Source organism: Candidatus Uhrbacteria bacterium CG10_big_fil_rev_8_21_14_0_10_50_16, assembly GCA_002774875.1.
Classification (GTDB): domain Bacteria; phylum Patescibacteriota; class Patescibacteriia; order UBA9934; family UBA11717; genus UBA11717.
Map to the genome: position 1 here is coordinate 61,548 of PCYM01000002.1, position 25,983 is coordinate 87,530.

23 protein-coding genes and 1 tRNA gene are annotated in these 25,983 nt (G+C 50.4%); 9 read left to right on the forward strand and 15 right to left on the reverse strand.

The genetic code is table 11. From position 1 onward, the window contains the following. Nucleotides 1-27 precede the first annotated feature (27 nt). Genes COV06_01990 through COV06_02000 form a run of 3 tightly spaced genes read left to right on the forward strand, consistent with a single transcriptional unit; the run spans nt 28 to nt 3,345 of the window. A complete protein-coding gene (locus COV06_01990; GenBank protein PIR47743.1) occupies nt 28-780 on the forward strand; it encodes an alpha/beta hydrolase in 753 nt (250 codons plus the stop codon). Beyond that, on the forward strand, nt 777-2,207 hold the full coding sequence (locus COV06_01995; protein PIR47744.1) for a hypothetical protein: 1,431 nt from the start codon (nt 777-779) through the stop codon (nt 2,205-2,207). Before COV06_01990 ends, COV06_01995 begins: the two co-directional genes overlap by 4 nt. After that, on the forward strand, nt 2,200-3,345 hold the full coding sequence (locus COV06_02000) for a hypothetical protein (GenBank protein ID PIR47745.1): 1,146 nt from the start codon (nt 2,200-2,202) through the stop codon (nt 3,343-3,345). The genes COV06_01995 and COV06_02000 overlap by 8 nt, the downstream gene beginning before the upstream one ends. Nucleotides 3,346-3,401: 56 nt before the next feature. On the opposite strand, the gene COV06_02005 is transcribed toward COV06_02000, so the two are convergent. The 8 genes from COV06_02005 to rpoB form a co-directional block, all read right to left on the reverse strand. Next, a tRNA-Gly gene (locus COV06_02005) sits at nt 3,402-3,477 on the reverse strand. Continuing rightward, nucleotides 3,463-3,708 carry an endonuclease gene (locus tag COV06_02010; protein PIR47746.1) on the reverse strand — a complete coding sequence of 82 codons (246 nt, stop codon included), beginning with the start codon at nt 3,706-3,708 and terminating at the stop codon, nt 3,463-3,465. Before COV06_02010 ends, COV06_02005 begins: the two co-directional genes overlap by 15 nt. 738 nt (nt 3,709-4,446) lie before the next feature. After that, the gene (locus COV06_02015; GenBank protein ID PIR47747.1) at nt 4,447-5,031 is read right to left on the reverse strand and encodes a crossover junction endodeoxyribonuclease RuvC; all 585 of its coding nucleotides are present in this window, start codon (nt 5,029-5,031) and stop codon (nt 4,447-4,449) included. Then, on the reverse strand, nt 4,943-5,665 hold the full coding sequence (locus COV06_02020) for a YebC/PmpR family DNA-binding transcriptional regulator (GenBank protein PIR47748.1): 723 nt from the start codon (nt 5,663-5,665) through the stop codon (nt 4,943-4,945). The genes COV06_02015 and COV06_02020 overlap by 89 nt, the downstream gene beginning before the upstream one ends. 28 nt (nt 5,666-5,693) lie before the next feature. Further along, nucleotides 5,694-6,203 carry a hypothetical protein gene (locus COV06_02025; GenBank protein ID PIR47749.1) on the reverse strand — a complete coding sequence of 170 codons (510 nt, stop codon included), beginning with the start codon at nt 6,201-6,203 and terminating at the stop codon, nt 5,694-5,696. Between the two features lie 78 nt (nt 6,204-6,281). Further along, entirely contained in the window at nt 6,282-7,133 is an 852-nt protein-coding gene (locus COV06_02030) for a hypothetical protein (protein ID PIR47750.1), read from the reverse strand. Nucleotides 7,134-7,222: 89 nt separating this feature from the next. Next, on the reverse strand, nt 7,223-11,356 hold the full coding sequence (gene rpoC, locus COV06_02035; protein ID PIR47751.1) for a DNA-directed RNA polymerase subunit beta': 4,134 nt from the start codon (nt 11,354-11,356) through the stop codon (nt 7,223-7,225). Between the two features lie 11 nt (nt 11,357-11,367). Beyond that, the gene (gene rpoB / locus COV06_02040) at nt 11,368-14,625 is read right to left on the reverse strand and encodes a DNA-directed RNA polymerase subunit beta (protein ID PIR47752.1); all 3,258 of its coding nucleotides are present in this window, start codon (nt 14,623-14,625) and stop codon (nt 11,368-11,370) included. A 47-nt stretch (nt 14,626-14,672) separates the two neighbouring features. Between rpoB and COV06_02045 the strand changes: the two genes are divergently transcribed. Next, nucleotides 14,673-14,855: a hypothetical protein gene (locus tag COV06_02045; protein PIR47753.1), complete on the forward strand. Its 183-nt coding sequence runs from the start codon at nt 14,673-14,675 to the stop codon at nt 14,853-14,855. Between the two features lie 397 nt (nt 14,856-15,252). On the opposite strand, the gene COV06_02050 is transcribed toward COV06_02045, so the two are convergent. After that, nucleotides 15,253-15,432, reverse strand: coding sequence for a hypothetical protein (locus tag COV06_02050; protein ID PIR47754.1), 180 nt, complete (start codon nt 15,430-15,432; stop codon nt 15,253-15,255). On the opposite strand from COV06_02050, the gene COV06_02055 reads away from it, so the two are divergent. Continuing rightward, on the forward strand, nt 15,431-17,341 hold the full coding sequence (locus COV06_02055; GenBank protein PIR47755.1) for a hypothetical protein: 1,911 nt from the start codon (nt 15,431-15,433) through the stop codon (nt 17,339-17,341). The two genes, COV06_02050 and COV06_02055, sit on opposite strands and share 2 nt — an antisense overlap. 714 nt (nt 17,342-18,055) lie before the next feature. Here the strand turns inward: COV06_02055 and COV06_02060 are convergent. Beyond that, on the reverse strand, nt 18,056-18,433 hold the full coding sequence (locus tag COV06_02060; protein ID PIR47756.1) for a hypothetical protein: 378 nt from the start codon (nt 18,431-18,433) through the stop codon (nt 18,056-18,058). Here COV06_02060 and COV06_02065 point away from each other — a divergent pair. The 4 genes from COV06_02065 to COV06_02080 all read left to right on the forward strand — a co-directional run bounded on the left by COV06_02065 (nt 18,381) and on the right by COV06_02080 (nt 23,011). Continuing rightward, the gene (locus COV06_02065) at nt 18,381-20,099 is read left to right on the forward strand and encodes a hypothetical protein (protein PIR47757.1); all 1,719 of its coding nucleotides are present in this window, start codon (nt 18,381-18,383) and stop codon (nt 20,097-20,099) included. The two genes, COV06_02060 and COV06_02065, sit on opposite strands and share 53 nt — an antisense overlap. 24 nt (nt 20,100-20,123) lie before the next feature. Next, nucleotides 20,124-20,810, forward strand: coding sequence for a hypothetical protein (locus COV06_02070; GenBank protein PIR47758.1), 687 nt, complete (start codon nt 20,124-20,126; stop codon nt 20,808-20,810). Between the two features lie 119 nt (nt 20,811-20,929). Then, nucleotides 20,930-21,997 (forward strand): recombinase RecA, encoded by a 1,068-nt coding sequence (gene recA / locus COV06_02075; protein ID PIR47759.1) that lies wholly within the window; start codon nt 20,930-20,932, stop codon nt 21,995-21,997. Between the two features lie 129 nt (nt 21,998-22,126). Then, nucleotides 22,127-23,011, forward strand: coding sequence for a hypothetical protein (locus COV06_02080; GenBank protein ID PIR47760.1), 885 nt, complete (start codon nt 22,127-22,129; stop codon nt 23,009-23,011). 35 nt (nt 23,012-23,046) lie between these two features. On the opposite strand, the gene efp is transcribed toward COV06_02080, so the two are convergent. The 5 genes from efp to rpsF are packed head-to-tail and all read right to left on the reverse strand — an operon-like array spanning nt 23,047 to nt 25,913. Next, nucleotides 23,047-23,610 (reverse strand): elongation factor P, encoded by a 564-nt coding sequence (efp, locus tag COV06_02085; protein ID PIR47761.1) that lies wholly within the window; start codon nt 23,608-23,610, stop codon nt 23,047-23,049. A 31-nt stretch (nt 23,611-23,641) separates the two neighbouring features. Then, a complete protein-coding gene (locus COV06_02090) occupies nt 23,642-24,658 on the reverse strand; it encodes a hypothetical protein (protein ID PIR47762.1) in 1,017 nt (338 codons plus the stop codon). Nucleotides 24,659-24,691: 33 nt separating this feature from the next. Continuing rightward, nucleotides 24,692-24,913, reverse strand: coding sequence for a 30S ribosomal protein S18 (gene rpsR / locus COV06_02095; protein ID PIR47763.1), 222 nt, complete (start codon nt 24,911-24,913; stop codon nt 24,692-24,694). 1 nt (nt 24,914) lies between these two features. Then, a complete protein-coding gene (locus COV06_02100) occupies nt 24,915-25,376 on the reverse strand; it encodes a single-stranded DNA-binding protein (protein PIR47764.1) in 462 nt (153 codons plus the stop codon). A 39-nt stretch (nt 25,377-25,415) separates the two neighbouring features. Beyond that, nucleotides 25,416-25,913, reverse strand: a complete 498-nt coding sequence (rpsF, locus tag COV06_02105; protein ID PIR47765.1) for a 30S ribosomal protein S6 — start codon at nt 25,911-25,913, stop codon at nt 25,416-25,418. Between the last annotated feature and the right edge of the window lie 70 nt (nt 25,914-25,983).

The window sequence follows — 25,983 nt, forward strand, 5'->3', positions numbered from 1 at the left end:
CAACCGTTATCAAGGGACTATTAATCTATGCAGATCATTGTAAATAACCTTGATACGGAATATACGGATAACGGAGCAGGCGCAACAATCCTCTTGCTACACGGTTGGGGTACAAATGCGCGTTCGTTCAGCTCACTCACAAATATCCTAAGCTCCAACAATAGGTGCATATCTCTTTCTTTGCCCGGTTTCGGAAAGAGCGAGAACCCTCCTAAGGCATGGGCAGTTGAGGACTACGCTGCGTTTGTTCGTCAGTTTCTAATAAAGCTCGACATAGACAATCCAGATGTCCTTATTGGACATTCATTTGGTGGTAGGATCGCCGTTAAGGCAGTTGCAACGCTCAAAATCTCTCCCAAGAAACTAGTGTTAATTGCTTCTGCTGGATTGGCAGAGGAGACCAAGCACGCATACTTGGCAACGGGAATCATAAAGATCGGAAAGATCGTCACTTCGATCCCGCCTTTTTCGATTGCACGAAATACGTTGAAGCGCGTAATGCGACGCGCACGTGCAAGCAAGGACTATACGGAAGCCGGTGCGCTCAAAGACACGTTCGTTAATGTAGTCAATGAACATCTTGGAACAGATGCAAAGAAAGTACGTACTCCAACGTTGCTTATTTGGGGTAAGGAGGACGCCGAAACACCACTTACAGAGGCAAACGCCTTCAAGCAGAGTATCCCCAACTCTGAGCTTTGCATTATTCCAAACGCCGGTCATTTTGTCTTTCAGGAACAGTCCCGTACCGTCGCAAGAGCCATAAAACATTTCCTATGACTACCTCTTTTCTATCTCGCTATCGTCCTCGATTCTTACGCTCACTCGTATACATGCTCCAAGCCACGGAATACAACATTGGTGATTACATCAACTGGCTCCACCGAACGCGTGACTTTAGTAAGGTCGAGAAGCGCAAGCAACTTAAGCAATCGCACAAAGCGCTTGCTCTCCTGTACCTTGGCAGACTTCTTTGGCTCGCGCTCATACTGTTAGGCACTTCTCTTTCTGTTTATGGGTCAGCTATTGCTACAAAACTCTTAGGCATCCTCGTACTCATGCTGTCTCCGTTTCTATTGGCGTACATAATCACGATCCCCCTATTTATTCTCAAACTATTTGTACAAAAACCCATCGAAGCACTCATAATCTGGCGTGCGACGCAAACAATGGCACGTCACAAAGGGGTAAAAATTGCTATTGCTGGTAGTTACGGAAAAACATCCATGAGAGAAATGCTCCACACCGTTTTGTCTGAGGGTAAGCACGTTGCAGCCCCTCCACATAGTTACAACACGCCGCTAGGCGTTAGCGCTTTTGTTAAAACACTCAAAGGAGATGAGAAAGTGTTGATCTTTGAGCTGGGAGAATACTACCCGGGTGATGTAGCAAAGCTTTGCAAGATCGTGCAACCCGACATCGGGGTCATTACTGGAATCAATGAGGCACACCTGCAGAAATTTAAAACATTAAAGCAAACCGCCAAAACGATCTTTGAGTTAGCCGAGGCGTTACCATCGCAACCAGTTTATATAAATGGAGAGAGTCAAATTGCGTGCACATATGCAAAAGAATCTCACATCCTTTATGACCAAAATGGAATTGGGAGCTGGCACGTACATAATCCAGCAACAGACCTATCGGGCACATCTTTCACGCTCACAAAGGATGACCAACAGATCAAGCTCAAATCAAAACTTCTCGGCATGCATCAGATTGGTCCATTAGTCGCGGCAGTCGACATCGCTCACAAGCTCGGCCTAACAAACGAACACATTCAGTCCGGCGTTGCCAATACAAAACCATTTGAGCATCGCCTCGAACCAAGAGTTGATGAAAGCGGTATTACAACGCTTGACGACAGCTATAACGGTAACCCCGACGGAGTACGTGTCGTCATCGACTTTCTTAAAACCCTCAAGGGTCGTCGATTCTATGTAACGCCCGGGCTCGTGGAGATGGGCTCGCGCTCAAAAGAGGTTCACATGAAGATTGGCCATCAGCTCGCTAGCGCGAAGATAGAGCGCGTCGTACTAATAAGCAACTCTGTCACCCCCTATATTGAGCAAGGGTTGCGAGAAGCCAACTACAAGGGAGAAATTATTTGGTTCGATGATGCTCTCAAAGCCTACGCAACCTTGCCTAGCATGACCGTGAAGGGCGACATTATTCTTCTTCAAAACGATTGGCCCGATCAATATGCCTAACAAGAAAACAATCGCAGTAATCTTTGGTGGGAAAAGTGCCGAGCATGACGTCTCTATTATCACGGCCCACACGCCCATCATCCAGTCACTTGTTGCTATGGGCAAGTACAACATCCTACCTATCTATGTTACAAAGGACGGTGATTGGTATTCCGATGAAGCAATGAACGATATGGCTTACTTTAGGAAAGGTGGTATTGAAGGCAAGCTCAAGAAATTAAAGCCTCTTCAACTGTCACTCGGGAATGCTTTGTCTATTATTTTTCCAGGCATCATCCCGAAGACTGTAAAAGTCGACATTGTATTTCCAGCTATGCACGGAACGTTCGGCGAAGATGGGAGTCTCATGGGGGTTCTGCGCATGGCAAACGTTCCGTTCGTCGGTTGCGATCTTGCCGCATCTGCCGTTGCCATGGACAAGGTATTCACCAAGCAAATTGCAGAAGCAGAAGGCATCCCAGTTGTGCCGTATGTTTGGTTTACCAAACAAGAATGGCTATCCGATATGGACGTTTGCATCAAGAAGACCGCCGGACTAACGTGGCCACTGTTTGTAAAGCCGGTACACCTTGGCTCATCTATTGCTATTACAAAAGTAAAGAATCAAACAGAACTCAAACGCGCTATTGAAGTCGCATTTCATTATGACGACAAAGTGCTGGTTGAGGAGAGTGTAGACAATCTCATTGAGGTCACGCTTCCAATCATGGGGAATGACCAGCCCCAGGTTGCCAGCATTGAGCGACCTTTGAACAAGACAGAGTTTTTTAACTTTGAAGACAAATATCTGTCTGGCGGGAAAAAAGGATCGGGAGGTAACAGCGCTTATAGTGAAGTCCCTGCAAAAATATCATCAGATCTTGCACACAAAGTAGAAGAGCTGGGAAAACAAGTCTATCGCGTTCTAGGATGCACGGGCACCGCACGCGTTGACTTCCTTATTAACTCAAAGCGAGAGCACATATTCGTTAACGAGGTGAACACGCTCCCCGGGAGTCTCTACCATCACAACTGGAAGATGTCGGGTGTGTCTAATATTGATCTTGTACGCAGACTTATCGAGCTCGGAGAGGAAAAATTCCTAAGAGAATCAACAATCGTACGTGTGTTTAAATCCAACGTGTTGCACAAAGACTAATGGCATATGCTCTCCCACCCTGCAACGAAAAACACCCCTTTCGGGGTGCCTTTCGTTGGAGCGGGTAGAGGGAATCGAACCCTCATCTCAAGCTTGGAAGGCTCGCATAATAAGCCACTATACTATACCCGCATATTGTTTAATGTACCTTCTTCCCTCTCCCGACTTCAGCCACTTTTCTCGAATGCGACCTACTATAAAGTCAGGATGAGTTTCCGTTAGAATAACACGGAACGGCCGTTTGTGTTTTGTTGATCGATTTCTTCCGGAATTGTGCTCACTTAATCGTCGATCAAGATCTTTACACATTCCTATGTACAGAGTCCCATCAAATTCACTCACCAGCGCATAGACAGTTATCATAGCTCGGATTTTGTTTTCGTAGATGTAAATCCCCGAACCCTCATCTCAAGCTTGGAAGCCTGCCTGCCGGCAGGCAGGGCTCGCATAATAAGCCACTATACTATACCCGCATGTTCTTTTTCGTAGGCAACTATAACAAATAGGTCATTTTTTTGCAAGAGTTGATCCAGTTGGCCTTACTATTCATTGTTCTTATGAGGTAACTCATCGTAGAGAGCCATTTTGCCAATCCCTCATAAAAAAGTGAAACGGCAGCCTCGGATGGCCGCCGTTCACGTACGTTGACATAGATTTGGGCTTTTTACACCCTACCCGCTTGAGTAACCAGGACCTCGCACGCCCTTTCCGATGGTCACCTAGCGTCTGCAATACCCTAAGCGCGTTTCATACAAAAGTCGCGCGCTCCACAGGTCTCTCCGTACGTGGCTGACCAACCAACGTACCCCGTGTGGACTAACTACCGCAGGTGCTTTCTCACCTCAAATGATCCTCTTTGTCCAAGGTCGGTAGTTCTTTCACCTTCAGCGCGGCGCGAGCCGTGCGCGGAAGGTGTGGTCGAAGATGTCGAGTGGGGGGGTGTAGGCGTTTGCGGAGAGAGCTTCCGCTGCCTACATACATAGATTCATACTGTCCTCCTTCCGTTCGACCTAACCTTTATACCCTAAAATACCATTTTGTCAATAGTTCGCGTATAAAACAATAAAAAAACGCCTAAAACGGCGCCATTTTTAACAATCACTACCCAACCAACCCAGCCCAGGCAATAGCTGCAGCATCGGCAGCGTCATCTGGTTTTGGAATCTCCTTTAGGTGCAAAATTCGCTTTATCATTTCCTGAACCTGCTGCTTGTCTGCTGCTCCATTGCCTGTGACGGACTGTTTAACTTGCCCAGGTCCCAACTCAATCACCTCTACTGTAAACGCACCGGCGATTGCCAACACCACGCCGCGTGCCTCGGCCACCGCCAGAGCCGTGGTCTGATTATTAGAAAAAAACAATGTCTCAATCGCCAAGCGCGTGGGGTGATGTGTATCAAACAACCCGCGAACCTCCCTTGCAATCACACTCAATCGCTTTGCATGCGTGTCCGTCTTCTCCGTTTGAATACACCCCACATCCAACAACGTTTCCTGTCCCACATCACCAACAATAACCGCATACCCCATGCGGTCGTATCCTGGATCAATCCCGAGCGTAACTTTAGGTGTTGTGTTCATTCTATTGGCCAACACCCTACTTGATATTCGTAAACACCTCCTGCACATCATCCAAATCCTCCAACGCGTCGGTGATCTTCTCCACTTTTTCATGTGCTTCCTCATCTACCTCCATGGGCATTTTGGACACGTACTGCAAACTCGCCTCTTCTGGCTTAATGTTCATAGCTTCTAACGCATCGATCAACGCTTTAAACGTATCGATCGCACCCGTAACAATCCACCCTTCATCACTTTCTTCAATATCTTCTGCGCCCGCCTCAATCAACGCAATCTCCATGTCCTCGGGTGAGACAACCTCGGCGTTACGAGCTACAACCACCACGACTTTTCGATCAAAATTAAACAACACGCTCCCCTGTTCTGCGGGCGTAGCTCCCGACTTCTTAAGCGCCGTTTGAACCTCTGCCACAGTTCGATTCTTATTATCCGATAACGTCGAAATGACAAACGCGACACCCTTTGGGCCGTACGCTTCATACAATCCCTCCACCATCACGTTGCCTTCACCCTCACCAGTTCCACGCTTAATCGCGCGATCAATATTGTCGTTTGGCATGTTGGCCGCCTTGGCTGAGTCGACCGCAATGCGCAGCTTAAAATTCATGCTCATGTCTCCCCCACCTTCACGCGCGGCCACCGCGATCGCTTTTGCAATTTTTGTAAACGCACCCGCACGTTTTGCGTCGGCTGCCCCCTTTTTATTCTTGATTTTGGACCACTTGTTATGTCCAGACATAGCGAGGAGTTAACAATGAATAGAAATGTTACTGCACCATGGCTGCCCAAACATCTTTGAGCGCGCGTGCGTCACTGAGCGCGTGATGTTCTGGGTAGTCGTTACCGTCTAATCCCAAATAATGCATCAACACGCCGCGGCGCTCGGATCGCATTTGACCCGGGTCTTGCCCATCGCCAAAGAGCATGGAGGCAAAATCGATCGGCATCCAATGAAAGGGAAGTGACTCTGTTCCAAAAAGCTTGACCATGTACACCATATCGTACTGCGGGACGAATGCTACCATGTGTGGTTTCCCTGCTCCCAAAAAATCTGCAATCTTCTTTTTTGCCTCGTCGCGCGAGATATTCTCTCCCGTGAGCGTTGGTAAAATATTGGTGCGAACCCACGGATGTATCTCTCCCTCATAGGCAATCTCCACATAGAATTCCTCCCCATTTGGCTTAACCATGCCCACCGATAAAATCTCACCTGTGTAGGGGTTGAGGTCCGTAAACTCTGTATCCACATACACAATATTGTTGGAAAATGCTTTCATAGTGGTTGTATCCTACCAATCTGCGGCTATTCTGTCACTCCAACCAAAAACCCCACGCACAAGGCGCGGGGTTTACTCTTACTGATTCCAAACGCGTTCGCACGACATGTGTCGTTTACCGATAATCTCGTTGCCGGACGTATCCGTCGCCGGTGAGTCTACACACGTCTCTACCATATCCGTTGCCTGTGTAGCACTATCCAGGATGTAGTAGCTCCACCAAACATTTCTCATGTCTCCACGACTTGTTCCCACGACGGTTTGATGAGGAAGGAAGTCACCTAAAAAGTACCCATCCTCCATAACACCACTGAGCGGTTGATAACGAATAAATATATTTCCGTTCCACATCATCGGATGGCCATATCCTTCTCCGTTTTTGACAAAGGCATAAACCTCCGTACCAAACTTACAAAGTTGAATCTGATTACCGTTCAGGTTGTTAGCCGTTTTTACGATTTTTTGTGTGAAGACCGCATCATTGATTCTAGGCACATAGTTGTTTTGTGCAACATCCGCTATTGTAAACGGTAGACCGTAAGATGAGACAGAAGATGTTTCACACGTTCGCGCCTGTTCGAACATGCCAGCCACAAGCTTTTGCATCGCCGTTTTATATCCCTGACCCGTCTGTGCGTCAACATCATACGTAATATCAAGCCCTGTTGCCGACAACTCTCCCAATCCAGGGAGTGTACTGTCGGATTCCGTAGACCCTTCTTCCACGATATCCGATGCGACCTCGTTTGTTGCATCTGATTCTTCCGATCGCGGATTCGAGGATGTGACAACGACATCTGAGGAATCCGATTGGTGAACACCAAACCAGATGGCCGCACCCGTCGCACTAAGCGCAAGCACAATGAGAATAATCACCAAGTACCACGGTGCGCCATGCGATGCTGATGTTGGGGGTGTAAATGATTCCATAATGGTTTCATTGTATCAAACTTTGAGATCAACCGGGAGCGACGTGGTCTTTTGCACAAAACAAAGAAGCGCCGAAGCGCTTCTTTGTTTTATTCCTCGTCCACGGACGCAAGTACCTCTTCTGTTGGCTCCTCGTCGTCCTCTGTATCTTCCTCAATCTCTTCGACGTCCTTTTCTACGACGTCTTCTACATCAGAAACCTCACCTTCCGGTAACTCACCAATCGTCTTGGTTGTGGCCTCCATGATCTCATCGGCAACGGCGATCACGTCTCCCGCACGAGGCTCCGGTGTCACAACCTCATACAACTCAGGATCTTCCATGAAGTCTGGATCTTCCTCAAGTGGCAGCATGCCTGTACCTGCTGGGATGAGTTTTCCAATAATCACGTTCTCCTTAAGTCCACGCAACTCGTCCACCTTTCCGGTAACGGCGGCGTTAATCAACACGCGTGATGTTTCTTGGAACGATGCAGCAGACAGCCATGAGTCCGTAGAAAGCGAGACCTTGGTGATTCCTTGGAACATCTCCTCAACCGTCGCTTGCTTCTGATTCTTCTTGAGCTGATCGTTTGCAATCAACCACGTAGAACGCTCATAGATCTCGCCTGGCAACAAATCGGTGTCCCCAGGATCTGCCACACGCACACGCGAGAACATTTGTCGCACAATCACCTCAATGTGCTTGTTGTTGAGCTTCTGTCCCTGTGACGCGTAGATGAATTGAATTTCCTTAGACACATAGCGCTCAACGGCGTTACGTCCCTTGGTTGCATAGAGCAACTGGAGGTCCAAGTGACCCTCGGTCAACTCGTCACCCGCTTCTACTTCATCTCCATCCTTCACGAGCACGGTAAATCCAGCTGGGACCAAGTACTCACGCGACTGCTGTGATTCAAACATCACGTGCACATGCGTTTTTTCGATCTTCACAACTCCATCAACCTCAGAAACGTGCTGCTCACCGTTTGGCTTCTCACAAACCACGTCTCCCGCCTTTACCGTGTCGCCATCCTTAACTTTTACCTTTCCACCACGACCACACTTGTAAATCTTTACGTCCATCATCGCGTGATGAATCATAATGATCTTTTGTCCCGGTCGCGTATCTACAATCTTTTGACCCGTCTTGGATTCCAGAACCTCACGCTTTGTGGTCACAATCTCCACGGTTCCTGGAACCTCTGTCATAAGCGCGCGATGCTTTGGCGTTCGTGCCTCAAACAACTCCTCCACACGTGGCAAACCTTGCGTAATGTCCTTACCGGCAACTCCTCCCATGTGGAAGGTACGCATCGTCAACTGTGTTCCAGGCTCTCCAATGGACTGCGCGGCAATAATGCCAACCGCTGTTCCCATCTTCACGACCTTGTTGTGTGCAAGGTCATATCCATAACATTTGATACACAATCCACGACGTCGCTGACAACTCACCACGGATCGCACATGTGCCTCTTGTAACTCGGCCTCTGCCTCTTCGATCTCACGGATATGATCCTCTACCACCAACTCACCAGCCTTGATTACCACTTTACGTGTTCCCGGCTTCTTGATATCAGACAATGCGTAACGACCGAGAATACGCACCGTAAGTGGCTCTCCAATCTCATCTGATTCTTCTTTGGTGAGCACGACACCTTCTGTATCTCCACAATCGTCCGTCACCACAACCACGTCTTGCGCCACATCCACCAATCGACGTGTGAGGTATCCGGCGTTTGCCGTTTTAAGCGCCGTGTCCGTAAGTCCCTTTCGCACACCATGAGAGGAGATAAAGAACTCCATTACATCCAATCCCTCTTTAAAAGATCCTTTGACAGGTAGCTCCAAGGTTTCTCCAGACGCCGACGACACCAATCCCTTCATACCGATCATCTGCGTCAACTGTCCCAAACTTCCACGGGCACCAGATTCGATCATTGTGTACGCCGATCCGCGCTTTGGAAGCACGTCGCGTGACAAAATCTCAATCTGATCCTTTACGTCCGTCCAAATCTTTACGATCGCGCTGTGTCGCTCAGAGTGTGTAAGTAGTCCTTGTGCGAAATGCTCGTCCACCTCCAATGCCTTTCGCTCTCCTTCCTTAAGGATCTCTGGCTTTTCTGGAATCGCTGGCAATTCTCCCATTCCCCAGCTAAATCCGGAGAGTGTTGAATACTTAAATCCGAGGTTCTTAAGACCATCAAGCAACGTTACGGTTCGAGGCTTTCCTTCTTTCTCCAAAACCGTACGGACAATTGCGGACAATTGCTTCTTGCCAAGCGTCTCATTGCGATAACCAATGACCTCTGGGATGTACTGGTTCACCAACCACCGTCCAACGGTTGTCTCCATACGCCCGTATCCTGGAACCACCATGGTCACCAACTCACGCATGCCAATTTTTCCTGCTTGCTGCGCGTAGAACGCATCTCGTGGCGTGGCAAATTCTTTACGCTCGCCTTCCGGCTTCTGTTCCTCGTCCAAAATCATGGTGAGGTAGAAACATCCCCAAGCAATGTCTTTTCCAGGACGCGTAATCGGTTCTCCCGCAGACGGCTTAAGCAAGTTACTTGATGCAAGCATCAAATGCTTGGCCTCCATACGTGCTTGTTTTGTAAGTGGCACGTGCACGGCCATTTGGTCTCCATCAAAGTCGGCGTTAAACGCGTCACACACTAATGGATGCACCTGAATCGCCTTTCCCTCAATCAACTTAGGTCGAAAGGCTTGAATTCCCAAACGGTGAAGCGTCGGAGCACGGTTCAACAACACATAGGAATCACGAATGATCTCTTCCAAAATATCCCAAACTTCCAATCGATCCGCTTCAATAAAGCGGTTTGCACTACGAATGTTATAGACGTACTCGCGTTGAATCAACTTGGAGATTACAAACGGTCGAAACAACTCCAATGCCATACGCTTTGGAATTCCACACTCTCCCAAGTTAAGATGTGGCCCTACAACAATCACGGAACGTCCCGAGTAGTCGATACGCTTTCCAAGTAAGTTCTGTCGGAAGCGACCTTGCTTTCCTTTAAGGTTATCTGAGAGCGACTTAAGCTGACGCTTACGTCCTGTTGCGGCAATTACTGTCTTACTGTGACGCGCACTATTGTCCAACAAGGCATCTACCGCCTCCTGCAACATGCGCTTCTCATTACGTTGAATCACCTCTGGCGCGTTCAATCCCTGCAATCGTCGCAAACGGTTGTTACGGTTAATCACACGTCGATACAAGTCGTTGAGATCCGACGTTGCAAATCGCCCGCCATCCAGCGGCACCATTGGGCGCAAATCTGGCGGAATCACAGGAACAGCCGTCATGACGGTCCACTCTGGGCGGATATGGTTAATCTCCAATGCTTTTAAAAGCTTTACTCGACGAATAATACGATCCGATTTTGCTTTTCCAGCCTCTTTCCCTTCCTGTTCTAACAACGCGATCGTCTCAGTGAGGTTCATGCGTTGCAACAAGCTTCGGATTGCTTCTGCACCAATAGACGCTTCAAAAATGTGACCATAGCGAATGGACCAATCTTGGTAGGTGGTCTCACCAATCAACTGCATGGGACGCATGTCCTTCAGCTCCTTGTCCACGATCACAAAGTCTCCTTCCAGTTCTTCCAACTTGTGGTCGCGAATTTCAAGCAACCGCGCATCCTCTAATTTTAGCTTATCTGGTGTTCCCTCGAGGTTGGTCTTCGCACGATCTAAATCGCGCTTGTACTCTCCTTCGATCATCTTGCGCTTGTTCTTGTACTCTGCCTGTAATTCCTCCAAGGCCATGGTGCGCGCGTTCTCATCCACGTCGGTAATCACAAACTGCGCAAAGTAAATCACTTTCTCTAATTGCTGAACGGACAAATCAAGAATCGTTCCAATCTTGGAAGGCACGCCACGCAAGAACCAGATGTGTGATACAGGAACAGCAAGCTCAATGTGACCCATACGCTCACGTCGCACTAATGCATAGGTCACCTCTACGCCACACTTGTCGCAAACAATTCCTTTGTATCGTATTTTCTTGTACTTTCCACAATAACATTCCCAGTCCTTAGAAGGTCCAAAAATTTCTTCCGCAAACAATCCCATTTTTTCTGGTTTTTGTGTGCGGTAGTTGATGGTTTCCGGCTTTGTTACCTCACCATAGGACCATTCACGAATGACCTCTGGACTCGCCACGCGTAATCGGATCGAATCAAAGTCCGTCGCCTTCAATGTTTCTCTAAACATCGCCATAGTGATGGGGGTTAGGCTCGGTCACGATCATGATCGTTTTGATCACGCTCGTGCGGCTCAAGAATCTTAGTACCGTCTCGCAGGAGTTCCACGTCCAATCCCAATCCCTTTAACTCGCGTGTTAACACGTTGAACGACTCTGGGATGTTGACCTTTTTAACACTATCTCCCTTGATAATAGACTCATACGCTTTTGATCGCCCCGGAACGTCATCGGACTTGATAGTGAGAATCTCTTGTAACGTATGTGCGGCTCCATAGGCCTCCAATGCCCAAACTTCCATTTCTCCAAATCGTTGACCTCCATGCTGGGCCTTTCCTCCAAGCGGTTGCTGTGTAATAAGCGAGTACGGACCAATGGACCGCTGGTGCATCTTGTCCTCGATCATATGTCCGAGTTTAAGCATATACATATATCCAACCGTCACCTGGTGCTCAAATGCCACACCTGTTCGTCCGTCGTAGAGCGTCTGCTGTCCGTTTTCGTTAAATCCTGCGCGCTCGAGCTCGGATCGAATCTCGTGCTCTTTTACGCCGTTCATTGGCAACGTCGCCACTTGGTAACCGTGTGCATTTGCCGCAAGCGACAAGTGAACTTCCAAAATCTGACCCAAGTTCATACGAGACACAACTCCCAACGGGGTCAAAATCACATCCACCGGTGTTCCATCTGGCAAGAATGGCATGTCCTCTTGTGGAACCACGCGGGAAATAACTCCCTTGTTTCCATGACGTCCAGCCACCTTGTCTCCAACCTGAATCTTTCGCAAGTTTGCAATCGTCACCTCAACGGATCGGATCACCCCTGGTGCCAACTTATCTCCATCTTCACGTGTGAAGATTTTAACGTCGATCACTTTTCCATGGGCACCGTGGTCTAGGTAGAGTGAGGTGTCTCGCACATCACGCGCCTTCTCTCCAAAGATCGCACGGAGCAATTTTTCTTCTGCGGATAATTCCGTTTCTCCCTTTGGCGTAATCTTTCCAACAAGAATGTCTCCAGAACTTACCTCTGCTCCGACGCGAATAATGCCTTCGCTATCCAAGTTTTTAATCTTTTCTTCACTCACATTCGGAATGTCGGCCGTAAGCACTTCTGGTCCCAACTTGGTGTCGCGCAATTCTAACGTGTGGCGTGACAAATAGAGCGAGGAAAGCGTGTCATCTTTTACTAATCGACTCGACACAATCACGGCGTCGTCAAAGTTATATCCATCCCATGCCATAAAGGCCACAAGGAGGTTTTGACCCAATGCCAACTCCGCGTTCTTGGTTGAAGCACCATCTGCTAGCGGCGCACCTGTTGCAACCTTGTCTCCCACGTTCACAATCGGACGCTGGTTCATGCCAGACGAGTGGTTGGAACGGTCAAACTTTGCAAGGCGGTAGCGCGTGTCCCCTTCATCTCCCTTTACAACGACATGCGAGCCACTTACTTCTGTAACAACACCCGACGCTGTTGCACGAACCACGTGACCAGAGTCTAGTGCGGCTCGCGCCTCTACGCCCGTTCCAATAATAGGGGCTTCTGGTCGCACGGTAGGCACAGCCTGACGCATCATGTTCGTTCCCATCAAGGCACGCGTTGCATCGTCGTGCTCGAGGAAAGGAATCAACGCTGTTCCAACAGAAATAATCTGCTTGGAAGAGACGTCCATGTGCTGCACACGCTCGCGTGCAATCAATCGAGGCTCTCCACCTTCTCGACCCTCTACGTAGTCTTTAATAATGTAACCATCCTCCGTCATCTTGGTGGTCGCGATGGTTGTTGCCGTCTTTTCTTCAGAAAAGGCGTTCAAATATTCAATCTCATCTGTAACACGTGCACCCTTACTGTCTTGGACAACTTTTCGATAAGGCGTTTCAATAAATCCATACTCGTTGATACGCGCATAGCTTGCCAAGTGACCCACAAGTCCAATGTTAGGACCCTCAGGTGTGTGAATTGGGCAAATACGTCCGTAGTGCGTAGGATGCACGTCACGAACTTCAAATCCAGCACGCTCACGCGTGAGTCCACCTGGTCCCATGGCACTCAAGCGTCGCTTATGCTCCAACTCCGCCAATGGGTTTGCCTGATCTAGGAACTGAGACAACTGCGAGCTCATAAAGAACTCACGAACCGCACCAATCACAGGGCGTGCGTTAATCAACCGAGCAGGAGTCAATGTATCAATGTCATGTGTGGACATGCGATCTTTTACAATACGCTCCATGCGCGCAAGACCGATACGGAATCGTCCTTGCACCAACTCTCCCACAGCACGCACACGACGGTTTCCAAGATGGTCCACGTCATCTGGTGGATCTTGCGTAATGTTAAGACGAATAATCTCGCTCAATACTTCCAATAAGTCATTCAACGACAAAATACGTTTTGATTCTGGCGCGACGTCTTCCTTGGCAGTCGACTTTCCAAAACGTACGTTAAACTTGTAACGTCCCACCTTGTCAAAGTCGTAACGATCAAAGTTGAAGAACATGGAATGGATCAACTGACGGGCATTGTCCACGGTTGCCAAGTCTCCCGGTCGAATACGCTTGTATACCTCCTTTAACCCCTCATCCCCGTTTTTGGAAGCATCCTTACTAATGGTTGCTTCGATGTAGTCCGCCATTGGATGCGTGTTTACGGCCTCAAACGCTTTGAGAATCGTCGCATCATCTTCCATTCCAAAAGCACGCAAGAGGGCCGTGGCAGCCACCTTACGCTTTCTGTCGATTTTTACCCAAATCACGTTGTTTGCATCTGTCTCGAACTCGAGCCAAGCACCACGGTTTGGAATAATCTTTGCACCGTAGTAGCGACGTCCGCGAATTGCGTTGGAGGTAAAGAAGACCCCACTTGATCGCACGAGTTGTGAAACGATTACGCGCTCAATACCATTAACAATAAAGGTTCCACGACCTGTCATAACAGGAAGGTCACCCAAATAAATCTCCTGCTCCTTTTCCTCGTTTGTACGAAGGTTTTTAAGCACCGCACGCACACGCAAAGGAGCCTCGTACGTTACGTTTTTCTCTTTTGAGGTAACCTCGTCGAATTTTGGTTCGTCGAGATAATGATCCAAGAGAGTCAACTCCAGGTCTCGGCCAATAAAGTCCGTGACGGGGTTAATCTCTTTAAATAGTTCCGCAATACCGTCGGTCAGGAACCACTCGTAAGAATCGCGCTGGATACTTGCCAAAAATGGCAATTCCATGGCATCTGGAGCCGCTCCGAATACACGACGATCTGCTTCCTGAATAGGAAGACGTTTAAAAATCATACCGGGCTTTAAGTTATGAGTTACCGGTGGCACCCTACGCTCTACGCATGTCCATCCACCAAAAGGTGGACAGAACAACAAAAAACCTGTTTTCAACAAGGGAAAACAGCTGTTACTTGCCTAATATTGGTGCAGCGACGCTGAATATCCGTTTCGCCACGAAAGCGGATAGAGCGTTTAGCATGGGGATGAAACTCACTGAATGGGGGTTAGGATTTAGTGAGTTTTGACCTGAGTCCGCTCGGATCAGCAGACCAAGACAGATCCGTCAAGAGCGTTGCAATACTATAGCGAAAAGACACATTTGTCAAACATGAGCAAGTATTCTGTCAAGAACAATCAATATTTAGCTAATACTAGGCGAATAACTATACCTTGACAAAATCTGCTTTTTCTGGTACATTCGGCCGTTCATTAAAACCTGTATAACATTAGATTGAAGGAGGAAGAGGAGCGTTGGAAACCGGCTAGATTCGTTTAGCATGGCGACAGTGTTCTTGAGTCATCTATCGGTGAAACTGGGTCTCACTCACTCTCTCCGAACAGATGCCTCGCGAATGTAGATTACCTTGGTAAACCTACATTCATCCCCTTCAATCTGCTGTGATACAGCAGGCGTTTCCCGCTTCACCCCAGAAACCTGTCGTTTTTGGCGATTTTCTGTGTTGAGGTGGGAGAACGAGCGTTCTTTCCATATTTAGCCTGCAACCCCGTGGTGGGGAAGTTGGCTTTTTTGATACGTCGCCGCGTGTACGGCACGTTTTGCGGCAATGCCGTGGAAGAGGAGAGGGAGATGAGCAAGACCATGCCGATCCGCCTGCGCCTGGCGGACAACGAGGAGGTCAGCGAGGAGATGCCCACCGGGCTCTCGTTCGGGGACATCCGGACCCTCGGGTTGCTGGAGGTCGCCGAGATCGGAACGCGCCTCGCGCTCCCCTCGGGGATCGAGGTAGTCCGGACAGAGTCCGGCCTGGGGTTCATCACCAAGACCGCGCCCGTGAGCACGGCCGCCCCGGCTCCCAAGGCCGAGGTGGTCCAGACCGCGCGCCCGGCGGCCAAGGAGCCGAGGGTGACCGCCCAGGTGGCGGACATCTTCGGCGGATCCGTCGCCGTCCCCTCGGGGCGGCTGGCGGTGGACGCCTCCGTCCCCGTCCCGGCACCCAAGGCCGAGGTGGTCCAGACCGCGACCGCGCCCCCGGCGGCCAAGATCGAGATCAAGACGGGCTCCGCCCAGGTGGCGGACATCGTCGAGGACGAGGCCCGCTTGGAACGGGAGAAGAAGGCCGCCGCACACGCGGCCAACCTCGCGGCCCGGGCCGCGATCATCCCCGGACTGGTCGTCGCCCTCGTGGCGCTGGCCAAGGAGTTCCTCAAGGAGGGCGGCCACATGGCCGGCATCTTCCTGGAGGAGGCCTACGTCAAGTCCGGCCCCTTTGCCACCCGCGTGGTGGCCGAGGGGATCGAGACCATCGAGAACTCGGTCGTCATGGACGGCCGCGCCATCCTGAACGCCCTCCGGGCGCTCAACTCCAACCACCCCCTCCGGGGGATGGTGGACGCGATGGTCCTGCACGGCCCCCATGCCGTGCACTACGATCGGATCTTGATCAACCGGAACCCCAAGGGGAAGGTCTGGATCCTCCCCTTGTGGGCGCCAGTGGCCTCGGCCGTCACCGACCGGCTCAGGAACGAGCTGGTGGGCGTCGCCCGCTACACGAAGCTCAAGAATGAGCTTCGCCGCCGCCTCTCGGGCGGCGCCGTGGTCAAGGGCGGGCGGAAGATCGCCCGCCACCCCAACGGGGGCGTGGACTGGGACAGGCTCCACGACAAGTTCGAGGGAAAGGAATCCCTCGAGGGCCGCAAGGTGGCTTGGGGCCACATTGCCCTCATCGGCGACTGGGCCTTCTGCCTGGACGCCACCGACTACGACAAGACGACGGTGGTCGCCGTCGCCGCGGAGCTCACGGACGAGGGCCGCAAGGAAGAACAGGCCAAGGTGCTCCAGGACATCAACTGGGCCAACCGGTCCGTGAACGGGGTCAAGTTGATCCCCTTCAACACCCGGCAGACCCCCGAGGGGGCCTACCGGGTGGACCGGATCCTGAAGCAGGACGGCACCTGCCCGATCAGCGGGCAGGAGATCCCCCAGCAGAAGGGGGGCGCCTTCCACTTCCTGGTCTACGCCCCCCGTGGTGGGAGTGATCCCGCCCAACTGGTGGAGGAAATGGGCTACGTCCCCCTCCGCCCCTGGGTGGGCTACGCCCTCCTGGAGGACCTCTCCATCCTCCCCACCGACTGGGAAGTGTGGCAGAGGTGGGAGATCGTGACGCGGTTCTCCGCCACGGTCTCGTTCGTGGCGGACAAGAGCATCAAGCTCGAGCCCGCCTCACCTCGCAAGAGCAAGGGGAGCGTCTCCCTGAGCTCCCGCAAGCTCAAGGAGGAGCGCTCCGACGCCGATGCCAGGAAGGCGCTCGGCGGGGGCAAGAAGAAGAAGGGCGGGGGGTCCAAGAAGACCACCCGCCGGCTCCGAGCACGGACTCCAATGTCGGTCACCGACCGCCTGATCGAGTCCTGGGAGCACAAGTCGCCCGAGGAGTTCGGGATCATGGCCAACGCCATGATCGGGGGGACCAAGAAGTCGGCGGGCTCGTCCAACGAGCCCGCCGCCAAGAAGAAGGGCAAGGGCAAGAAGCCCAAGCCCAACAACGAGGCCTGAGCCCCCAGCCGCTCCCAACCTCCGCACGATCCTGATCACGTGCGAGAGAACAGGCTCCCCGTCCTGGGTTGAGTCAGATCAGACTACGACCGGCCCCCTCCTGCACTGCAGTGAGGGGGCTTCGTTTTGTGTTGGTTGTCATTGCGAGTTCCGCGAAGTCATCCTATTTATTTAGCAAGATTCTACAGACGATCTGATCAGATCAAATCCAGCCCTGTCGCAACCCGAGAACACGTGTGTTTTGAAAGACGGAGCCACAGCGCGAATCTTCTCAAAACGCATGTGTTTGAAGATAAGGGTGCCTGGCGAAGTAATTTGATCGTAGAAGTATTATAGATAGTTGTTGACACACTTTCTGCTCGCGCAAAATTTTGCTAGAATACGCACATTACGAGGATCTTCATTTACCCCATCACCTCTCTTTCTCTTATTGTCTATGGCAAAACGACGCCGAAAACGCTCATCAAAATCACGTGGAGGATTCCTTAGCCAGTTATCCAACGGAACAAAGCGTGGCCTCATGTTTATTGTGCTCCTTACAACCGGCGTGATTATGATCTTATCCGCCTTCCAACTTGCGGGTCTTGCAGGCGGATACATTGACCAGGCCATGGCACTTTTGTTTGGATGGACGCGGCTCGTAGCAGCGTTGGCACTTGTTCTTTTTGCCTTTGGTTTGATTATGCCAAATAGCGAGCGTGTCACCTCGTGGACTTATGTGGGTGGTATTGTTTTTTTCCTCGGGCTTACCGGCATTATTGATCTTTTTACCCTCAACCATGCAGAGATTAGTGACAAAGTGCTCGCCGCAAGTGGCGGATACCTAGGACTCGTTGTACAGCAACTCGGCACGATGGCCGTTGGATTCTGGGGAACTTTTGTGGTGGCGTGCGCATTCCTTGCCGGTGGTCTCGTGCTCATGTTGCATGCGTCCTGGGAAGATCTTGCCCTCTTGTTTGCAAGCTTCCGTCGGGAAGATGAGGAGGGAGAGGAAGAGGACGAAGAAGAGGAGCCGTTTGAGGAATTCGTCGAAGAAGAATTGGAGGAGGCAGAAGACAATGAGGAAGAGTTGGAGGACGACGCCCCTGTCAAGAAAGGAGGGCGTCTCAAAGCACTTGTTGCACGCGCACAAAAGGGCGCAGAAGAGACCGTGCTTATAACAAAGCGCATAAAACGTACGGAGCTCCCCCTTGATTTATTAGAGGACCGCACCAAGAAGCCAGATTCTGGAAACATTAAGAAGAATACGGAAATCATGGAGAAGACCTTTGCCGATTTTGGCATTGAGGTAGAGGTGGTGGATGTGGCTATTGGTCCGACCATTACACAATATGCATTACGACCCGCACACGGGATTAAAATCGCCCGCATCGTTGCGCTTCAAAATGACCTAGCGCTTGCACTTGCAGCACATCCTATTAGAATTGAAGCGCCGATCCCTGGGCGCTCACTCGTTGGAATCGAAGTACCAAATAAAACCATTGCTCCCGTTTCTCTTCGCAGTCTCATTGACTCGGAGGCATTTAGAAAAGCTGACACGGACCTCACGTTTGCGCTCGGAAAGGACGTTACCGGAAAAGCCTGGGTGGCAGGATTGGAGAAGGCCCCTCACTTACTCGTGGCGGGTGCGACAGGGTCTGGAAAGTCTGTGTGTTTGAATAATATTATTGTGAGTTTGCTCTATCAACACGGACCGGACACGCTTAAGTTTATTATGGTGGACCCAAAGCGTGTGGAGTTACCTGCCTACACGGGCATCCCACATTTGCTCGTGCCACCGATCATAAAATCGGAAGACGCAATTAATGCGCTTAAGTGGACCGTGCGCGAGATGGAACGTCGATTAGACGTCTTGTCCCTCGCCGGTATGCGCAACATCGCCGACTACAACAAAAAACATGACGAGCAGATGCCCTACATCGTGTTTGTGATTGACGAGTTAGCGGACCTCATGGCGCAGGCGTCCCGAGATGTGGAGGCGTTGATTGTGCGAATCGCGCAAATGGCACGTGCCGTTGGAATTCATCTTGTTCTTGCAACCCAGCGACCATCCGTTGATGTGATCACGGGGACCATTAAGGCCAACATTCCAACGCGTATCGCCTTTGCCGTGGCCTCGCAAACAGACTCACGCACGATCTTAGATTATGCCGGAGCAGAGAAGCTGCTTGGACGCGGAGATATGCTCTTTATGAGTCCAAGTTTGTCTAAAGCTCGACGTATGCAGGGCGCTTTCTTGTCCGACAAGGAAATTAAGGCGGTTGTTAAAGCGCTGAAAGATGAATCCGTACCAGATTATAACTACGATATTACGGAAGATCATAAAAACGGCCAGACAGTCTTGGATGGAGAGGATAATGATCCATTGCTCGAGGATGCACTAGAGGTGGTAATTGCATCCGGCAAAGCATCCACATCTTTGTTGCAACGACGACTCAAGATTGGATATTCTCGTGCCGCACGCATTATGGATATTTTAGAGGATCGCGGGGCAATCAGCGGGCAAGAAGGGTCCAAGCCACGTGAAGTGCTTATCAGTTCTGTCGATGAATTATATGGAGGTGACGCGAACACGGAAGAGGAGCCGCACGGCGTGTTTATGGATGATCAAGATACAGAAGAATCCGATGAGGATTCCGACACAGACGACGAATATTTGGGTGGAAATGAACGGTTTGAAGATGAGGATGAAGATAAAGAAGATTCCGATGAAGACGATGCGTTTGAGGAGGAAGACGAGGATGAGGATGATCGCTAAGATTGTTTCTTAACGAAACAATATATGGCCTTTTTGATCCGACAATTATCGACCGCCTCAACGGGTGCAGCTCTCAAATCCTTGAGAAAAAAACAAGGAATCTCTTTGGACGTCGTTGCCGCACAAACACAGATTCAACGTAAATATTTGGAGGCATTTGAGGCGGATGCCTATCACCTGTTACCCGACCCTCTCTACGCAAAACACTTCTTAAAGCTTTTCGTCCTTGCGATCCATGGCGACGCTACCTATTTTCTTGCGCGCTACGAGGAGGAGTGTGGGAGTTGCTCGGCGGTCACTGATCAACTCCGCATTCCGCGCCAAAGAACCGGAAAACGTCTTCTTCGCAAATGGCGAACATGGGCAAAGGCCGCCGGATTTGCCTGCGTCATTGGACTCTTATTTCTCTACATCGGGTTCCAACTGCACAATTTACTTGCACCTCCAAACCTCTTGCTCGACACACCTCAACAAGATATTCAGACAACCATTGCGTCACTTACCGTAGCCGGTCAGACGGACAGCGAGGTACAAATTACCGTCAACAACGATCCCGTACTCACCGATCCAACTGGAAGATTTGAGACACGGCTCACTCTTACTCGCGGGCTCAATACCATAGAAGTTATTGCCCGCAAGAAGTACGGACAACCCCAAACAATCCGCCGTACTGTCTTCTTAGAAGATATTGGATCCGCCCGCGCGCCGTAGAGGAGTTTATTCACAACCACGATCTTGACACAGAGGTTATCCCCGTTCTCCCCTTGGGAGGTCGGGGGTTTTGCTGTAAAGTATCGACAAAGACCCTCCCCATTACACATAACAAACATATGGCAACGGCACAAAAAGACAAAAAGGAGGACCAAAAAGCTAAGTTTAAAGCGGCAGAAGAGGCACTCTCTCAAATCCGCGAACGATTTGGCGATGGATCCATTATGCGACTTGGTGAAGCGAAAATTTCTCAGGTCGACGCAATCTCTACAGGGTGTTTAAGTATTGATTTAGCATTAGGCGTTGGAGGTGTTCCTCGTGGTCGAATCATTGAAATTTACGGACCAGAATCCTCTGGTAAAACCACGCTTGCACAGCACATTGTGGCAGAGGTGCAGAAGGAAGGAGGAATTGCTGCGTTCGTGGATGCAGAACATGCGCTTGACCCAGATTATGCAGAAAAGATCGGCGTTAATATTAACGAGATGCTCATCTCCCAGCCCGATACGGGTGAGCAGGCATTAGAGATCGTAGAGACGCTTGTTAGATCCAACGCGGTGGACGTTATTGTCATTGACTCCGTGGCCGCCCTTACACCAAAGGCCGAGATTGAGGGAGACATGGGACAAAACCACATGGGATTACAGGCGCGACTTATGAGTCAGGCGCTACGTAAACTCACAAGTATCGTCTCCAAGTCCAAAACAACCGTGATTTTTATTAACCAGATCCGCATGAAGATTGGCGTGATGTTTGGAAACCCAGAGACCACAACGGGTGGAAACGCTCTTAAGTTTTATTCGTCGATTCGTATTGAGGTTCGACGTGCGGCACAAATTAAGCAAGGAGAGAAGATTATCGGCAACCGCGTACGATGTAAGATTGTCAAAAACAAGGTTGCTCCACCATTCAGAGCCTGCGAGTTTGACATCATGTATAACGAAGGAATTTCCGTGTCGGGAGACTTGCTTACACTGGGAGTCGAGTACGGATCTATTGGAAAATCAGGACACACCTACAAGTTTGGAGAGGAGAAATTAGGAACAGGACGAGAAAACGCACGGCATTTTTTGCGCGCCAATCCAAAACTTCTAAAGGAGGTGCGTATTGCCACAGAGAAGGCGATCAAAGACATGGTAGAGCCTTCAGAGGAAGAAGCAGGGGAGACCAGCAACGAAGACGCCTAAACCGCTACTAGCCTTGTCGTGCACACCAACACGGGAATCATCCCGTGTTTTGGTTTGTATTGAATCAATAAGGCACCCATATGTCTTGACGCATGTGACTAAAATTGGTACGTTCGCGACGGAGGTAACATGAAAACAATTCGCTTACTTTGTGCGTTTGTTCGTATGTGCGTTGGCCTGACCGTAGGAGTCCTCGTGACCGCGTTCTACGCCGCCGTCATCTTGGTAGGAGTCCCTGTGAGGGAGAGGTTTGTCCGCGACACCTCGCGAGACAGCCCGTTCGTACTCGTGCCGTTTCTGTGGCTGGAATCAATCGCTCTGCCTGTCTATCGCGTGTGTATGGGGATCGCCAGCCGCGTACAAGATGACGCGAATGCTCTCGCCACGCAGACGTCCAAAGTCGTGGAGATGAATCACGGCTCGTTCATGGAGATGTTTCTAGGGTTCCATACGGCGCTCAAGTACGTTTCCAGGAACGTAGTGCTCGTGGGCAAGATCGAGCTGACGGATCACTGGCTGGCCAAGTGGCTGATCGTCCGGACGATGCAGAAGATCGGTCGTATCATCTTGATCGACCGCAGCGACCGCACACAGGCGCTCGGCGCCATCCAGGACTACATCCACCAGCAAGGACAAGCTTCACGAGACCGCGTCTACGTGATTCTCTGCGACGGCACACGTCCGACCGATGCCAAGCGACAGGAACAGAACATGCAACTGAGCGCCAACTGGCAACGCGTCCTGCAACCTAGGCCTGGAGGATCTTGGACCATCTGTTCCCTGTTGCAAGAGGTTCTCGGCTACGCTCCCCTGCGCATACAAGTAGCCCACGGTATGACCCGGCCTCAGCACACGGAGTTGGACGCCTGGCGAGTAGTGGGCAGCACACATCATGCGCACGTCACCCTCGTGAACGGGCAACTTCCCGATTCCGCCAGCGCCTACGGACCCCAACTCACGGAGCGCTGGCAGCAAATTGATCGTTGGCTCGTGTCTCTGGAGGAAAAAAACTAGCCCCGACCTCTCTCAAGGCCGGGGCATCACTTTGTCTATTTTACGCGCTCAGAATACTCACACGTGTCTGTGTTGATCAATAATTTATCTCCTTCTTTAATAAAGATTGGCACACGCACAAGTAATCCATTGGTCATCACTGCGTCCTTTTGCACATTTCCAGAAGCTGTATCCCCTTTTACTGCCGGTTGCGTCTGTTCCACCACATATTCCACCTTCTTTGGAAGCTGAATGGCGATCGCCTGGTCGTTGTACATGGACACACTGATTTGTAATCCTTCCATTAGGTATTTTTTGTCGTCTCCCAAAATATCATTTCCAACGACAACTTGATCGTACGACACTAAATCCATAAGTGTCACACCCTCGGAATCTCCATAAAGGTATTGCATGGTCTTACGCTGCACATCCACAAACTCCAATTGCTCGGTAGCTTTAAACGTATTTTCTACGGTCTTCCCTGTTGCAATACTTTTGAGCTTAATGCGCGTAAAGGCAGACCCTTTTCCGGGGCTCACATGTTGAAACTCGTTAATTACCCACAAATCATCTTTCCATCGAATGACAGATCCTTTTCCAATTTCTGATACGTTTGCCATACACTCATGCTAATTATTTATGATCATCGCCTCAATCATTCCTTGGAGGAAAGAGTTGAATCCCCGGGAACAAGAGCACTTGCTCGATACTCGTATACCCACCCAGCACCATAATCAACCGATCCAACCCGAGACCGTTTCCAAAGAGCGGCTGATCGATCTTTTTCAACGCCTCCAACAAAGCTTCGTCGATTGGGAACAATGTTTTCCCTAACCGTTCGCGTTCTCGCTGTTCCTCCACAAATCGGCGACGCTGTTCCACCGGATCGGTAAGCTCTGCATAGCCATTACACAGTTCTAATCCGGCAATATAGGCCTCAAACCGCTCGGCATACCCCTCTGCATTAATCTGTGCAAGTGTCGACTCATGCGACGGGTAATGTTGGATAATGATCGGCACAGACGATTCGCGCAGCACCGGATCCACACGATTCAGCATAAGACGTTGAAAGAGATCTGAGATCGTGTCGTCTGGCTGCCAGTCCATGTCCAACCTATCCAACGCCGCTTGGTAATCCTGCTTCGTGACCTGCGACAGTGTCTCCATCCCACAGTGACGTCTAAAGAGTTCCTCTACATCTATAATCGTCCAATCTTCCGGCTTCATGGAGATCGTTTTTTCATCCCGTTTTATGGTATGTCCGCCTGTAATGGCAAACGTCATTGCGTCAACGAGTTGAATAGTCTCCTCAATTCCCTCGGCAAGTGTTGCGCCCAATCGATACCACTCCAACATGGTAAATTCGTGATTGTGTGTCTTGTCCAAGGGCTCATGATTTCTAAAGACACGTGCAAACTCGAATATTCGCGGAATCTCTGCCGACACAATCTTCTTCAGTGCGTACTCCGGGCTGGTGATCATGGCACCCTTATACATCTCGCCCGTGGCCGTTACCAGCGTAGACTCAAAATGCGACAATGTCGGTTCAATATCCGGACACGGCACAAATCGCGGGGTCTGAGCTTCCAAATAACAACGCGACTCAAAAAACGCTCGAACCGTTTTATCTACCTTGTCGCGTAAAATGATTTTGTCTTTTGTATTCATGAAAAACAAACGGCCCGCTGAGGGCCGTCATGCTTATTTGTTCTCGAATGGGACGAGCGCCATGATACGTGCTCGCTTGATGGCACGGGCCATTGCACGCTGTTGCTTTGCCGAGATACCGGAACGACGGCGAGGAACGATCTTTCCGTAGCTAGAAAGGAAACGTCGGAGAAGACCAATGTCCTTGTAATCAATTTCGTCCGCTTTGGGACAGGTGAACGGCTTGCGCACGCTCTTTCCTGGAATTTTGTTCATATTAGAATGGGATATCTTCAACTTGGATTTCCTCAATGTGGTCTGGAGAAGGCGCAGAGCTTGTAGGCTCGCTTTGGGAATCGTCAAACGGTGTGGATCCGGCTGCAGCTGACAGGTTTGTAGACGCACCACCTGCACCACCCAACATGATCATACTATCTGCCACAATCTCTGTGGTGCGACGCTTTCCACCATCTTGTCCTTCCCACTCGCGCGTTTGCAAACGTCCCTCTACAAACACCTTGCGTCCCTTGGTTAAGTACTGCGAAATAATATCCGCGAGTTTTCCCCAAGCAACAATGTTATGGAATTCTGTTTGCTCCTGCTTCTTTCCTTCACGATCGGTAAAGGCTCGGTTGGTTGCAACACCAAAGTTCACTACCGACTGACCAGAAGGCGTTGTGCGCAATTCTGGATCGCGTGTGAGGTTACCAATGAGTTGCGCGCGATTAAGGCTCATCATAGTTGTAAGAATGAGGTTATTGAATTGAGACGGAAACGGTTAGAGTTTTTCTGTGTCTGACTCGAGAATCTCGTCGATCTTCTTTGCGAGGGCTTCTTCCGTTACTTCTTTTGTCTCTTCAACGGCCTTCTCTACCTCCGCTTCTGTTTTCTTCGTGCGTGCGGGTGCATCACTAGATGTACCCGGCTTACGACGTCGTCCCATCTCTGGAATCTCGTACTCGGGCAAAGCTACTTCCGCCTTCTCGGCACCTGGGAGCGCTTTTACAATCATGTGACGGAGCACACGGGCATCGTGACGCAATTCTTCGTCTAATGCGGCTACGTTACTTGCCTCTGCCGTAAAGCAGACCAGTACGTAGTATCCGTATCGAATACCTCGAATCGGATAGGCAAGTTTACGCTTACCAAAGGACTCATCTCGCAAGGATTCTGTTCCATGCTTTGCGACGAGTGCTGACACTTCATCCTTGAGCTTCCCAACCTCTTCCTCCGTGCTGGTAGCCGGGATGATGTACATGAGTTCGTACGTCATCATAGTAAATGTTCGTCCTACGGGCTTAAGGGTCGTAGGAAACCTCGCGAACGAGGCTATGGACTAGTAATAG